General features: G+C 67.6%; 14 protein-coding genes and 1 tRNA gene. 2 read left to right on the top strand and 13 right to left on the bottom strand.

All coding sequences use genetic code 11. The features are described 5' to 3' along the window. Positions 1–57: 57 nt before the first annotated feature. The 7 genes from ttcA to hemA form a co-directional block, all read right to left on the bottom strand. A complete protein-coding gene (ttcA, locus tag V8Z80_RS07315; RefSeq protein WP_336061535.1) occupies positions 58–975 on the bottom strand; it encodes a tRNA 2-thiocytidine(32) synthetase TtcA in 918 nt (305 codons plus the stop codon). Further along, on the bottom strand, positions 972–1,562 hold the full coding sequence (locus V8Z80_RS07310) for a UbiX family flavin prenyltransferase (RefSeq protein ID WP_336061534.1): 591 nt from the start codon (positions 1,560–1,562) through the stop codon (positions 972–974). Before V8Z80_RS07310 ends, ttcA begins: the two co-directional genes overlap by 4 nt. Continuing rightward, positions 1,559–1,885: a Grx4 family monothiol glutaredoxin gene (gene grxD / locus V8Z80_RS07305; RefSeq protein ID WP_155197090.1), complete on the bottom strand. Its 327-nt coding sequence runs from the start codon at positions 1,883–1,885 to the stop codon at positions 1,559–1,561. Before grxD ends, V8Z80_RS07310 begins: the two co-directional genes overlap by 4 nt. Before the next feature lie 69 nt (positions 1,886–1,954). Further along, positions 1,955–2,752 (bottom strand): peptide chain release factor N(5)-glutamine methyltransferase, encoded by a 798-nt coding sequence (gene prmC, locus V8Z80_RS07300; RefSeq protein WP_336061590.1) that lies wholly within the window; start codon positions 2,750–2,752, stop codon positions 1,955–1,957. A gap of 77 nt (positions 2,753–2,829) precedes the next feature. Next, complete coding sequence (locus V8Z80_RS07295; RefSeq protein ID WP_155197089.1) at positions 2,830–2,967, bottom strand: hypothetical protein; 138 nt, start codon at positions 2,965–2,967, stop codon at positions 2,830–2,832. A gap of 79 nt (positions 2,968–3,046) precedes the next feature. Beyond that, positions 3,047–4,129, bottom strand: a complete 1,083-nt coding sequence (prfA, locus tag V8Z80_RS07290; RefSeq protein WP_155197088.1) for a peptide chain release factor 1 — start codon at positions 4,127–4,129, stop codon at positions 3,047–3,049. A 69-nt stretch (positions 4,130–4,198) separates the two neighbouring features. Beyond that, on the bottom strand, positions 4,199–5,473 hold the full coding sequence (hemA, locus tag V8Z80_RS07285) for a glutamyl-tRNA reductase (RefSeq protein ID WP_336061533.1): 1,275 nt from the start codon (positions 5,471–5,473) through the stop codon (positions 4,199–4,201). A 179-nt stretch (positions 5,474–5,652) separates the two neighbouring features. Between hemA and V8Z80_RS07280 the strand changes: the two genes are divergently transcribed. After that, positions 5,653–5,728, top strand: a tRNA-Phe gene (locus tag V8Z80_RS07280). Between the two features lie 639 nt (positions 5,729–6,367). On the opposite strand, the gene V8Z80_RS07275 is transcribed toward V8Z80_RS07280, so the two are convergent. Both V8Z80_RS07275 and V8Z80_RS07270 read right to left on the bottom strand, forming a co-directional pair. Next, a complete protein-coding gene (locus V8Z80_RS07275; protein WP_336061532.1) occupies positions 6,368–6,658 on the bottom strand; it encodes a type II toxin-antitoxin system RelE/ParE family toxin in 291 nt (96 codons plus the stop codon). Further along, the gene (locus tag V8Z80_RS07270) at positions 6,655–6,960 is read right to left on the bottom strand and encodes a type II toxin-antitoxin system RelB/DinJ family antitoxin (RefSeq protein WP_336061531.1); all 306 of its coding nucleotides are present in this window, start codon (positions 6,958–6,960) and stop codon (positions 6,655–6,657) included. The genes V8Z80_RS07275 and V8Z80_RS07270 overlap by 4 nt, the downstream gene beginning before the upstream one ends. A gap of 207 nt (positions 6,961–7,167) precedes the next feature. Between V8Z80_RS07270 and V8Z80_RS07265 the strand changes: the two genes are divergently transcribed. Next, positions 7,168–7,656: a DUF6088 family protein gene (locus V8Z80_RS07265; protein WP_336061530.1), complete on the top strand. Its 489-nt coding sequence runs from the start codon at positions 7,168–7,170 to the stop codon at positions 7,654–7,656. A 98-nt stretch (positions 7,657–7,754) separates the two neighbouring features. On the opposite strand, the gene V8Z80_RS07260 is transcribed toward V8Z80_RS07265, so the two are convergent. The 4 genes from V8Z80_RS07260 to V8Z80_RS07245 form a co-directional block, all read right to left on the bottom strand. After that, positions 7,755–8,453 carry a cysteine hydrolase family protein gene (locus V8Z80_RS07260; protein ID WP_336061529.1) on the bottom strand — a complete coding sequence of 233 codons (699 nt, stop codon included), beginning with the start codon at positions 8,451–8,453 and terminating at the stop codon, positions 7,755–7,757. 51 nt (positions 8,454–8,504) lie between these two features. Then, positions 8,505–10,172 carry an amidase gene (locus tag V8Z80_RS07255; protein WP_336061528.1) on the bottom strand — a complete coding sequence of 556 codons (1,668 nt, stop codon included), beginning with the start codon at positions 10,170–10,172 and terminating at the stop codon, positions 8,505–8,507. A gap of 39 nt (positions 10,173–10,211) precedes the next feature. Beyond that, positions 10,212–11,195 carry a Bug family tripartite tricarboxylate transporter substrate binding protein gene (locus tag V8Z80_RS07250; protein ID WP_336061527.1) on the bottom strand — a complete coding sequence of 328 codons (984 nt, stop codon included), beginning with the start codon at positions 11,193–11,195 and terminating at the stop codon, positions 10,212–10,214. An 84-nt stretch (positions 11,196–11,279) separates the two neighbouring features. Then, entirely contained in the window at positions 11,280–12,461 is a 1,182-nt protein-coding gene (locus V8Z80_RS07245) for a CaiB/BaiF CoA transferase family protein (protein ID WP_336061526.1), read from the bottom strand. Positions 12,462–12,583: the final 122 nt, after the last annotated feature.

Genomic DNA, 12,583 nt, shown 5'->3' with positions numbered 1-12,583 from the left:
AAAACGCGCAAGCCCGTGGCCGTACCCGCGCGGCGGGGACACGGCCACCGGCGAACCTCAGCTTGCGGCCAGGGACTCGTTGCGCGCGGCCGGGCGCACGAATTCGATGCGGTTCTCGCTGGCGTGCGAGAAGGTCAGCGGATCCTGCGGATGCGAGGCGCGGCCGAACAGCGAGGCCTCGTCGATCCTGCCCAGGTCGGTGGCCAGGCCCTGGAAGTCGAACAGCGCGGTATCGGCCAGGTGCGAGGGCACCACGTTGGCCAGCGCCCGGAACACGTTGTCCACGCGGCCAGGCGTCTCGCGCTCCCATTGCAGCAGCATCTCCTTGACCTTCTGGCGCTGCAGGTTCTCCTGCGAGCCGCACAGGTTGCAGGGGATGATGGGATATTGCATGTCGCGCGCGTAGCTGGCGATGTCCGATTCCTTGCAATAGGCCAGCGGGCGGATCACCACGTGCTGGCCGTCGTCGGTGGCCAGCTTGGGCGGCATGCCCTTGAGCTTGCCGCCGAAGAACATGTTAAGGAAGAAGGTCTCGACGATGTCGTCGCGGTGGTGGCCCAGCGCGATCTTGTTGCAGCCCAGCTCCTTGGCGGTGCGGTAGATCACGCCGCGGCGCAGGCGCGAGCACAGCGAGCAGGTGGTCTTGCCCTCGGGCACCTTCTCCTTGACGATGGAATAGGTATCGGCCGTGACGATGCGAAAGTCCACGCCGATGGACTCGAAATAGGCCGGCAGCACGTGCTCGGGAAAGCCGGGCTGCTTCTGGTCCAGGTTCATGGCGATCAGGTCAAAGCGCACCGGCGCGCGCTTTTGCAGGGCCCGCAGCACCGACAGCAGCGTGTACGAATCCTTGCCCCCGCTCATGCAGACCAGGATGCGGTCGCCTTCGTCGATCATGCGGTAGTCGGCAATGGCCTTGCCGGCCAGCGTCTGCAGGCGGTTTTCCAGGCGGAAGAAATTGTTGGAGGCTTTCATTGCGGGTCCGTGGCGGCCAGGCCTTGCCAGCGCGGCGCATCCACCTCGATGTCGAACAGGTCCAGCACGCGCGCCACGGTGTGGTCGACCATCTGCTCGATGCTGGCGGGCTGGTGATAGAAGGCCGGCAGCGGCGGGAAGATGATGCCGCCCATCTCGGTGACGGCGGTCATGTTGCGCAGGTGCGCCAGGTTGAACGGCGTCTCGCGCACCATCAGCACCAGCGGCCGGCGCTCCTTGAGCGTCACGTCGGCCGCCCGCGTCAGCAGGTTGTCGGCCAGGCCGTGGGCAATGGCGCCCAGCGTGCGCATCGAGCACGGCGCCACCACCATGCCGGCGGTCTTGAAGCTGCCGCTGGCCAGCGTGGCGCCGACCTCGCGCACGCCATGCGCCACGTCGGCCATGGCGTGCACCTCGGCCCGCGACAGCCCCAGTTCATGCTGCAGGTTCAGCACCCCGGCCGTGGAGACCACCAGGTGCGTTTCCACGTCGGGCCGCGTGCGCAAGGCCTGCAGCAGGCGCACCGCGTAGACGGCGCCAGTGGCGCCGGTGACGCCGACGACCAGCCGCCGGCGCGCCTGCGTCACTGCGTGGCCCCGGATTCGTCCAGCAGCTTCTTGAGTTCGCCGCTTTCGTTCATCTCGGCCATGATGTCCGAGCCGCCGACGAATTCGCCCTTGACGTAGAGCTGCGGAATGGTCGGCCAGTTGGAGAACTCCTTGATGCCCGCGCGCACCTCCTCGTCCTCGAGCACATTGACCGTGATCAGCTTGCGCACGCCACAGCTCTTGAGGATCTGGATGGCACGGCCGGAGAAGCCGCACTGGGGGAATTGCGCCGACCCCTTCATGAACAGCACCACCGGATGTTGGGTGACGGTTTCGCGGATAAAGGTTTGCACGTCGCTCATAGCTTGACTCGCTGGGTAAGGCGAACGCCCGCGGCCGAAGGCCGGAGCATGCGCGTGAAGATCGGACAATTATAGTTTTGCGCCGGAGATGCGCTCGATGCCGGCCAGGTCGCGCAGGCTGGCGGGCTCGCGCAGGCCGGCCTGGGCCAGCAGCCGGCGCACCGCCGGCCCCTGGTCCCAGCCGTGCTCGAGCCACAGCGCCGCGCCGGGGGCCAGGCGCGCGCCGGCGCCGGCCACGATGGCGCGCAGGGCCGACAGGCCGTCGGCCTGGTCGGTCAGCGCCGCGCGCGGCTCGAAGCGCAGGTCGCCTTGGGCCAGGTGCGCATCGCCGGCGGCGATGTACGGCGGATTGGAAACGATCAGGTCAAAAGGCGGCTCGTGCGCCGGCAGCGCCTGGAACCAATCCCCCAGGGCAAAGCGCACGTTGGCCGCGCCCAGGGCCTGGGCGTTCAGGCGCGCCTGCGCCAGCGCCGCGGCGCTGGCATCGGTGGCCAGCACTTGCGCGTCGGGCCGGGCCAGGGCGATGGAGACGGCCACGGCCCCGCTGCCGGTGCCCAGGTCCAGCACCCTGGGAGCGGCCAGCGCCCGCAGGTGCGCCAGCCCGGTCTCGACCAGCAGCTCGGTTTCGGGACGCGGGATCAGCACGTCTGGATTCACGGCAAAGCGGTGGCCCATGAACTCGCGCTCGCCCACCAGATAGGCCATGGGCTCGCCGGCCAGCCGGCGCGCGGCCAGTTCGCCGAAGCGGCGCGCCAGCGCCGGGTCCAGCGGGTCCAGATCGTGCGCCAGCAGCCAGGCGCGCGGCTTTTGCAGCACCTGCTCGAGCAGCATGCGCGCCTCCAGGCGCGGCAGGCCGCAGCCGGCCATCAGCCCGCGCGCCGTGGCCTGCGGCGCGCCGTCGGCCGCAACGTGGGGCAAGGACCGCGCCGGCCGCAGGCCGGCACTCACCCCTGGCCCTCTTGACGCTTGTCCTCGGGCTGGCCGGCGTCCTGCTGCTTGCGCGCGGGACGCCACCCGGACACGGCGGCGCGGCGGCGCGCCAGGCGGGTGCAACGGTGCCAGGAACCCAGCCGGCGGGTCATCGGACTACCCTCCTGTCGCTGCGCGGCATCCTCCCCGAGGCCGGAAGCGCCGCCCCCGGGGCGGCCGTGCGGGCGGGACTCATGCTTGCTCTCCCAATGCGGCCAGTTGCTCGGCCTGGTGTTCGGCCAGCAGGGCGCTGGTCAGTTCGTCCAGGTCGCCTTCCAGGATCGCCTGCAGCTTGTACAGCGTCAGGTTGATCCGGTGGTCGGTCAGGCGGCCCTGGGGATAGTTGTAGGTGCGGATGCGCTCGGAGCGGTCGCCCGAGCCCACCAGGCTCTTGCGCTGCGCCGCTTCCTTGTCGTGGCGCTCGCGCTGCTGCTGGTCCTTCAGGCGCGCGGCCAGCACCTGCATGGCCTTCTCGCGGTTGCGATGCTGCGAGCGGTCGTCCTGGCATTCGACCACCAGGCCGGTGGGCAGGTGGGTCAGCCGCACCGCCGAATCGGTCTTGTTGATGTGCTGGCCGCCCGCGCCGCTGGCGCGGAAGGTGTCGATGCGCAAGTCCGCCGGGTTGATGACGATGTCCACCGCCGGATCGGCCTCGGGCAGCACCGCCACGGTGCAGGCCGAGGTGTGGATACGCCCTTGCGCCTCGGTGGCCGGCACGCGCTGCACGCGATGCGCGCCCGACTCGAACTTCAAGCGGCCGTAGGCGCCCTCGCCCTCGATGCGCGCCACCACTTCCTTGTAGCCGCCCAGCTCGGACGGGCTTTCGGACATGAGCTCGACCTTCCAGCCCATGCGTTCGGCATAGCGGGTGTACATGCGCAGCAGGTCGCCCGAGAACAGGGCGCTTTCGTCGCCGCCGGTGCCGGCGCGGATTTCCAGGAAAACGCTGCGTCCATCGTCCGGATCGCGCGGCAGCAGCAGCACCTGCAGCTCGGCCTCCAGCCTCTCGATGGCGGCCCTGGCCGTCTCGATCTCTTCCTGCGCCAGCGCCTTCATCTCGGGATCGGACAGCATCTGCTGCGCCGTCTCCAGGTCCTGCTCGGCCTGCGTGAAGGCGGCAAAGGCCCGCGCCACCGGCTCGACCTCGGCCCGTTCGCGCGAGAGCTTGCGAAACCGCTCCATGTCGCTGGCCGCGTCCGGATCGGCCAGCATAGCGTCGATTTCGATCAGTCGGCGGGACAGCTGCTCCAGCCGGGAACGCATGGACGATTTCATAAGGGACGAGGCAAAAGGAAAAGAAAGGCGGCGGCGAGACCGCGTGGCGGCAAGGACAGGAAAGCGCCGCTAACGGCGGGCGTCTTTGGCGGGGAACAACCTGGGCAGCAGCTCGATCAGCTGCTGGCGGTCGGCGTCCTGGCTCTGGTTCAGGGCCGCCATGGGGCCGTGCAGGTATTTCTGGGTCAGGCCGTGCGCCAGCTGCTCGAGCACGGCCTCGGGCGACTCGCCGCGGGCCAGCAGCCGCCGGGCCCGTTCGAGTTCGGCGACCTGGATGTCGGCGGCGGCCTGGTGCAGGTTCTGGATGACCGGCACCACGGCGCGCGACTGCATCCAGTGCATGAAATGGCGCACGCGCGCCTCGATGATGGCCTCGGCCTGCACCACCGCCGCGCGGCGGGCGTCCGAGCCGCTTTGCACCAGCTTGCCCAGGTCGTCCACGGAGTAAAGGTAGACGTCGCCCAGGCGCGCGACCTCGGGCTCGATGTCGCGCGGCACGGCCAGATCGACCATGACCATGGGCCGGTGGCGGCGCACCCGCGTGGCGCGCTCGACCAGGCCCAGGCCCAATATGGGCAGGGAACTGGCTGTACAGGACACCACCACGTCGAATTCGGCCAGGCGCTCGGGCAGGTCCGACAGGCGCATGGTGCCGGCGGCGAACCGGCCGGCCAGGTGTTCGGCGCGCTCGAGCGTGCGGTTGGCCACCACCATGGCCTGGGGCTGGCGCGCGGCGAAGTGCGTGGCACAGAGCTCGATCATCTCGCCCGCGCCGATGAACAGCGTGCGCGCCTGGCCCAGGTCGCCGAACACCCGCTCGGCCAGGCGCACGGCCGCGGCGGCCATGGACACCGAGTGCGCGCCGATGGCGGTCTGCGAACGCACCTCCTTGGCCACCGAGAAGGTGCGCTGGAACAGCTGGTGCAGCAAGGTGCCCAGCGAGCCGGCCTCGCCGGCCGTGCGCACGGCGTCCTTCATCTGCCCCAGGATCTGCGGCTCGCCCAGCACCATGGAATCGAGCCCGCTGGCCACGCGGAAGGCGTGGCGCACCGCGTCGTCGCGATCGTGGCGATACAGGTGGGGCTGCAGCTCGCCGGCCGCCACGCTATGGAAATCGGCCAGCCACGCAGGCAACTGGTCGGCCACCGCGCGGTCGGCCGCACAGTAGACCTCGGTGCGATTACAGGTGGACAGGATGGCCGCTTCGCGCACCGCGCCGCCAAAGGCCGAGCGCAGCCCGGCCAGCGCCGGCTTGAGCAGCTCGACGGGCATGGACACGCGCTCGCGCACGGACACCGGCGCGGAGACGTGGTTCAAGCCGAAGGTAAGGACGTCGACGGACATCTGGGCAAGACGGCCAGGGCGCGAGGCAGCGGCGCAACTGCGCACTGTCATCACGCGGTAACAGGAGACAACAGAGGATTATAGACCCTTGGCGCGGCCTTTGCCCCGGATCGGGCCCCAAGTGTGGCGCCAACGCTATGCAAGGGCGAAGTTTTTAGTGTATAGTCTCGCTCTTTCGTGGCCTGGTAGCTCAGTTGGTAGAGCAGCGGATTGAAAATCCGCGTGTCGGTGGTTCGATTCCGCCCCAGGCCACCATTCGCCTGTCCCGCACGATCTCACCAAGTCCCATTTCCACCGCGAAATCAAGGGCTTGCGTCAAATTCCTCTCCCATACTGTCTCATCGGATTCCGCCGAATCCCAGGCTTTTTTATCCTGGGACAGTACCCTAGCCTATCCCCCGAATTCCGAGGAACTCTTGGGGGTGCGCTATGAAACTGACCGTGAAGACCGTGGAGGCCCATGATGATACGTGGGCGTCATGGGAGTACTTGGGTCTATACAGACGCATTGTCTGGGGAGATCTGCAGGGTCACGAAAAGCCTCTTTGGATGGTTCTTGATAAAAAACGCAACACGGCAACACCTCTAGGCACATGGCTAGCAGGTTGAGTAGCTGGAGCCGGCGTAGGATGAGCCTTGTCGGCGCAGAGTTGCATGAAGCCCTCATGCCATTGACTTGTTTCGACGGGACCTCACCTTTTTCAGCGCGTGATTTCCCCCTCGGGCAAGGGCTACCGCCGATGGTGGTTCGGGTCGCGCAGCTACTCTCCCCGGAACACCTTGGCGGCCATGACATGAAAGCGCACGCGGCCTTTGCGCTCGTGGGGCAGGCCCGGCCCAGGTGTACCATCCCGCCAATGATGCGATGCGTGGGGCTCAACTTTGGGGTGCTATTCAATCACCAAAATCATCCGGCCATTGTTGCGCCCCATGCAGCACGCGCAGGATGCGCACGACATCCCCATAGATGCGATAAGGCGCGATATAGGGCGTCTGACCGATGACCAGTTCGCGGGTGTCCTCAACTCGGCCAGGCCGGCCGAACTCCGGGTACTGTGCAAGCCGATTGACCTGTTCTTCGATACGGCTGTCAACCAATACCGCTGCTTTGGGGCTTTCCGATTCGATGTAATCGAAAATCCTGTCCCGGTCTTCCATCGCAAACGCCGACCACTCGACCTTCACGCCTTGCCCTCGGCTTTGCGCATGGCGGCGGCGCGGCGTTTGGCGAAATGGGCAGAGACCTCTTCGTTGGACACGGCAGGACGCGGGTCGCTCAAGGCCTCTTGAACCTTGGCGCGGAACCAAGCGTCGTGCACCGCCGGATCAACGGCAAAGTTGAACGGCAGCGCCCCTTCATTGGCCACACGGGTCAATAGAATACGCACAGCATCCGACACTGTGAGGCCCATGTTGTTGAGCACTTCCGTGGCCCGCTCTTTCAGAACGGGGTCGATGCGGGTTTGAACCAATGCACTGGCGGACATGGCGAGCCTCCTGCGAGATAGGCTTGAGACATCATGATTGTAATTCAATTGAATTACACCCTCAAGCGGATCTGCATAAGCTCATCCAGTCTGCACAGCCCTGTTCATCACTTTCCCTACTTGTCCATCTTGCTGTGCAAGCGTTGCTCTGGCCCTCGTACGCCCTAGCTCCTCCGTCCGAAAAACATATACAAATATCGGACAGGAGTGCCCTATGAACGATATCAAAGCCCAACTCAGGCCCACATCGACGCGGCCGCTCCCGGTCGAGTGTCGGTGCCGGCCGATTTTTCTCACCTTGGTGGTCGTGATGCCGTGGACAAGGCGCTCCAACGCTTGGTCGCGGCTGGCCAGCTTCGCCGCATCGACCGCGGCCTGTACGACCGGCCCAGGGTGAACAGCCTGACCGAGAAGACAGCGGCCCCGGACTACCGCGCCCTGGTGGATACGATCGCACGCCGCGACCAACTGCGCCTACTGGTCGATGGCATGACCGCTGCCAACGACCTGGGCCTGACGGACGCGGTGCCCGCACATGTCACCATCCATACCGACGCACGCCGGCGCACCATCCAGCTCGACAGTCTGACCATCACATTCAAGCTCACACCTCCGAGCCGCCTGTCTTGGGCCGGTCGTCCCGCCATGTGTATTGACCCAGTGAAATCCTGCTCACGTCATAATCGAGGAAGTTGACGATGAACATGAAGATGGAAGGGTAATCTCCCCGACCATCCACCCGCAGATCCGGCTCAGTCGGCAAGATCATCCGGCCATTGCTGTGCGCCATGGCGTCATGTGCAGCCAGGGTCGACGGCGACTTTCCCCATGTAGTCCAGCAACGCCTCGACCGGCACGACGTCGGCGAACTGCCTGTCCATGTCGAACAGGCTGATGGCGTGCGAGATCGCGATGCGGTCGAAGACCGCTTCCTGCGGGACGATGGTGCGGAAGTTGTAGGACGAGGAATCGAACACGGTGGCGCGTATGCAATTGCTGGTGGCCCCGCCCACCACGATCACGGTGTCGATGCGGCGCTCGACCAGATAGCCCAGCAAGGGCGTGCCATGAAAGCCGCTGGGCTTTTTCTTGACGAACACGATATCCCGCTCGCCCGGCACGAGCTGCGGGGCCAGCTGCGCGCCCGGCGTACCCGCCAGGCACCAGTGCGGGCTGTCCAGCAGGTCGCGCTTGCGGCCGTATACGCCGATGTCGCTGCCGCCAGGGTCCAGCTCGAATAGCGTGAAAAAGCACGGAATCCCGCTTTGCTGCGCCTGCGCCACCACGCGCTGGATCTGGGCCAGGGCCGCGCGGCCCGCGGCGCCGCAGCTCGAAGGCCAGCTTGCGTCATCGCCCTCTTCGCCGACCATGTAGCGCTGCGCATCGATGACCACCACCGCGGGCCGGCCGCCGTAGCCCATGCGGCGGGCAAAGCGCCCGCGCCGCAGCACGGCGCGGTCGGCCTCGTCCAGGTATTGTTCCCAAGGTTTCATGTTCGAGTCCGCCTGTTCATTGCATGAGGTCGGTCATTGCCGCAAGGCCGCTCAGGCTTGCGACATCTGGTGGGCGAACGACAGCAGCCGCGCCTCGGCCAGCGGCCTGCCGATCAGCTGGGCGCCTACCGGCATGCCGTTGCCGTCCACGCCGATGGGCATGGTCAGCACCGGCAGCCCCAGGTAGCTGAAGGGCCGCGTCAAGCGGGTGATTTCCGTGACCACGCCAAAGACGCTGCCCTTTTTCTCCATGTCGGCATCGGCGCGCAGCGGCACCGGAACCGGCAGGGTCGGGCACAGCAGGATGTCGGCGTCCGACATCGGCCCGGCCAGGAACTCGCGCAGGATGCGGGCGCGGGCCATCGTCGCTTCCAGGTAGCGCACCGCGGGCACATGCAGCCCGGGCTCCGTGCGCGAATACACCGCCTGGGAATAGGCCTGCGGATTGGCGCGCATCCATTGACCATGCAGCGTGGCGGCCTCGACCTTGGAGATGATGTCGCCCATGGCGTAGCAGGCCGACAGCTGCGCAAAGCCCACTTCGCGCGCGGTGCCGAACAGGCGCTCGGCGCGCTCGACGAAGGCGGCAAAAACGGCGGCGATCTCGGGGCTGCAGGCATCCTTGCCCGACAGCGCCAGCACCGCCAGGCGGCTTTTCTCGGCGGCCACGTCCAGCAGCGCGGGATAGGGCGGCACGGCGGCATCCAGCGACGAGGGATCCTGCGGATCGGGGCCGGCCACCGCCTGCAGCACGATCGCGCAGTCTTCGGCGGTGCGCGCCAGCGGGCCGGCGCAATCGAGCGAGAACGCCCGTGGAAAACAGCCGCTGCGCGAGATGCGGCCATAGGTGGGCTTGAGGCCGAACAGGCCGTGCACCGATGCCGGCAGGCGTATCGAGCCGCCGGTATCGCTGCCCAGGGACGCGAAGACGGCTCCCGAGGCCACGGCCGCGCCGGACCCGCTGGACGAGCCGCCCGCGATGCGGGCAGGATCCAGGGCGTTGCAGCAATCGCCAAAGACGGGATTCTGCCCGGTGGGGCCGGCCACCATCTCGTTCAGGTTCAGCACGCCCAACGTAACCGCGCCCGCCTCGTCCAGCAATTCGATGGCCCGCGCATTGGCGGTGGCCGGCACGGGCGGGCGGGCCTTCGATCCGATGGTCGCGGCGTGGCCCAGGATCTCGAAGCAGTCCTTGTGGGCCAGCGGAATGCCATGCAAGGGGCCGCGCACCTTGCCGCGCGCACGCTGCGCATCGGCGGCCCGGGCCTGCGCCATGGCCTTGTCCGCCCAGATCTCGATGAAGGCGTTGAGCGTGGGCTGGCACTGGGCGGCCCGGGCCAGGGCCTGGGCCGCCAGCTGCTCGGCGCTGAGCTCGCCGCTGTCCAGCTTGCGGGCGGCCTGCGCCAGCGTAAGGTGCGCGCCCGCCCCGGCCTTCCCGTTGGCCGATGGCGCCGGCACGGCGGAGCCGGCCGGCCCGTCCCGGTCGCGCAGCTGGAGCAGCGCGCGCGGGTAGTCGGCCGGCTGCGCGTAAGGGCTGAGCGCGCCGGCGCTGGCGCGCACGGCCGAGTTCAGCCGCTCCTGCTCGGCGGCCAGGATGGCCGGATCGGTGCGGGAAGGCACGTCGTGCAGGCGCTGGGTACTGAGGGCCAGGTACTGCGCGACGACCCGCCCGGCTGCCTCTTGTTCGTCTTGCGCGCCAGCGCCGGGGGCTTGGTTCATGGATGCTCCAGGAATGGCCGGCGGACCCGGCCGTCTACATTACTCGACACGGATGCCCGCGGCCTTGGCGGTTTCCGTCCACTGGTCCAGGTCCGACTCCAGCAGCTTTTGCAGCGCCTCGGGCGAAGACGGCTGCGGGCGCGCGCCGACGGCCTCCAGGAATGCGGCGAATTCCTCGGTCGAAATGGCCTTGCGGATTTCGGCGTTGAGCGTGTCGCGGGCGACGGGATCCACGCCCTTGGGACCGAACACGCCCCACCAGACGTTGACGTCGTAGTCCAGGCCGGTCGCCTCTTTTACCGTCGGGATGTCGGGGAAGTCGGGCTCGCGCTGCGCGCCGGTAAAGGCCAGCTTGGGCAGCTTGTCGGTCGGGGTGCCGCGAATCGAGGCCATGGTGGTGATGATCATGTCCAGGCGGCCGGCCACCAGGTCCATCTGCGCGGGCGAGATGCCCTTGTAGCCCACCGTCTGCATTTTCACGCCTGCCTTGTTGGCAAGCAGCTCGGTGGCCATCTGCGAGCTGTCGCCCAGGCCGGCGCTGCCGAAATTGATCATGCCTGGGTTGTTCCGGGCGTACTCCAGCAGGCCGCGCATGTCCTTGGCCGGAAAGCCCTCGCGGGTGATGACCACGAACGGGGCGCTGGCCACCTGCGACACCGCGTCGAAGGCGGTCCGGGCGTCATAGGGCGTTTTCTGGACCGCGGCCGAGGTCGCCAGCGAACCCGAGATGAACAGGAAGGTATAGCCGTCGGGCGCGGACGAGGCCACATAGCCCGAACCCACCACGCCGCCGGCGCCGGCCTTGTTCTCGATGACAAAAGTGCGGCCCGTGCTCTTGCTGATGCTGTCGGCCAGCTTGCGGGCGATGACGTCGTTGCTGCCGCCCGGCGCGAACGGGACGACCAGGCGGACAGGCCGTTCGGGCCATTGCGCCGCCGCGGCCGGGCTGGCCGCCGCCAGCGTCGCCGCGGCGCCGGACAGGGCCAGGCAGGAAAGGATCTTCAAAGCTTCGCGTTTGGACATAACGGCCTCCTTGCGAGGTTGAGCCAACAACTGGAAACTGGAAAAGCCTTCCGGCCCGGGGAACGGAAAGCGGCGGATACAGCGCTAGCCGAAGACCCCCCGTTGGGCGATGGCATCGGCAATCTCGGCCTGCGAATACCCCAGCTCGCGCATCAGCTCGCGCGTATGCTGGCCCAGGGCCGGCGCGCTGCGCAGCCGCCGCGGCGCGCCCGGCAAGCCGAAGGAAATGGGGTTGGCGATGGTGCGGTAGCGGCCGATGGCGGGATGCTCGTGCTCGCCGACCAGCCCTTGCTCTTGCACCTGCGCATCCTCGAACACATCCTCGACCTTGCGCACCACCGAGCACGGCACCTGGTCGCCGAACAGCCTTTCCCATTCTTCGGCGCTCTTGGCCTGCAAGGCCGAACGCAGCACAGGAACCAGCTCGTCCACGCGGGCGGCCCGCTTCTTGACGGTGTCGTAGCGCTCGTCCTCGGCCAGTTCCGGCAGGCCCGCCAGCTGGCACAGCGAGCGCCAGAAATGCGGCGTGTTGGCCGATATGTACAAATGCCCCTGGCGCGTGGGATGTATGCCGGTAACGCCGCCCGAGCGCATGTCGCGGTTGATGTCGCGCGGCTCGCCATCGGCCACCACCAGCCGGGCCGCCTGCATGGCCAGGGCGCTGCTCAGCAGCGACACGCATACGTGCTGGCCCTGGCCGGTTCTTTCGCGTTGCAGCAGCGCCGCGGTCACGCCGTTGGCCAGCATGGCCGCGCCGTAGTAATCCACCACCGATCCATAGACGATCTGCGGATCCTGCGCCGTGCCCTGCGATGCGCAGATTCCGGTCCTTGCCTGCAGCACCTGGTCGTAGCCGGCCCGGTTGGCCAGCGGCCCGCTTTGGCCGTAGCCGGTCAAGGAGCAATAGACCAGCCGCGGGTTGGCCGCGCGCAAGGTGTCGTAGTCGATGCGCAGCCGGGGCGGCACCGAGGGCCGGAAATTGTGGACCACCACGTCGGCCTGCCGGGCCAGCCGCATGAAGACGTCGTAGCCCCGCTCGCTTTTCAGGTCCAGGCACATGCCGTGCTTGCCCCGGTTCACGCCCAGGAAGGCCCGGCTCTCGCCGGGCAGCGTGGACGGATACTTGCGCAGGTTGTCGCCCTCGGGAGACTCGATCTTGACGACCTCGGCGCCCATGTCGGCCAGGAGATTGCATCCGTACGGGCCGGCAATGTAGGCGCTCAGGTCCAGCACTTTGATGCCTGACAGGGGATAGTCGCTGCTCATAGGTGTCGCCAGAAAGGTGTCGCCGGAAAAACCCGGGTTCGGTCGGGCCGGCGCCGCCGGCCGTCGGTTCGTTCAGGAAGCGGCCCGCGCCAGGATGGCCCGCGCCCGGTCGATGAAGGGCC

This window comes from Orrella sp. JC864 (assembly GCF_037026685.1).
Classification (GTDB): domain Bacteria; phylum Pseudomonadota; class Gammaproteobacteria; order Burkholderiales; family Burkholderiaceae_B; genus Orrella.
The sequence above is the reverse complement of the archived record's forward strand: the minus strand, read 5'-3'. Positions and strand labels throughout refer to the sequence as shown.

Excerpts from the sequence above, each read along its gene's own strand:
- V8Z80_RS07255 (WP_336061528.1), bottom strand. The coding sequence starts at position 10,172 with ATGAACCAAGCCCCCGGCGCTGGCGCGCAAGACGAACAAGAGGCAGCC.
- V8Z80_RS07260 (WP_336061529.1), bottom strand. The coding sequence starts at position 8,453 with ATGAAACCTTGGGAACAATACCTGGACGAGGCCGACCGCGCCGTGCTG.
- prmC (WP_336061590.1), bottom strand. The coding sequence starts at position 2,752 with ATGGCCGGCTGCGGCCTGCCGCGCCTGGAGGCGCGCATGCTGCTCGAG.
- hemA (WP_336061533.1), bottom strand. The coding sequence starts at position 5,473 with ATGTCCGTCGACGTCCTTACCTTCGGCTTGAACCACGTCTCCGCGCCG.
- V8Z80_RS07245 (WP_336061526.1), bottom strand. The coding sequence starts at position 12,461 with ATGAGCAGCGACTATCCCCTGTCAGGCATCAAAGTGCTGGACCTGAGC.
- V8Z80_RS07295 (WP_155197089.1), bottom strand. The coding sequence starts at position 2,967 with ATGACCCGCCGGCTGGGTTCCTGGCACCGTTGCACCCGCCTGGCGCGC.
- ttcA (WP_336061535.1), bottom strand. The coding sequence starts at position 975 with ATGAAAGCCTCCAACAATTTCTTCCGCCTGGAAAACCGCCTGCAGACG.
- grxD (WP_155197090.1), bottom strand. The coding sequence starts at position 1,885 with ATGAGCGACGTGCAAACCTTTATCCGCGAAACCGTCACCCAACATCCG.
- prfA (WP_155197088.1), bottom strand. The coding sequence starts at position 4,129 with ATGAAATCGTCCATGCGTTCCCGGCTGGAGCAGCTGTCCCGCCGACTG.
- V8Z80_RS07250 (WP_336061527.1), bottom strand. The coding sequence starts at position 11,195 with ATGTCCAAACGCGAAGCTTTGAAGATCCTTTCCTGCCTGGCCCTGTCC.
- V8Z80_RS07270 (WP_336061531.1), bottom strand. The coding sequence starts at position 6,960 with ATGTCCGCCAGTGCATTGGTTCAAACCCGCATCGACCCCGTTCTGAAA.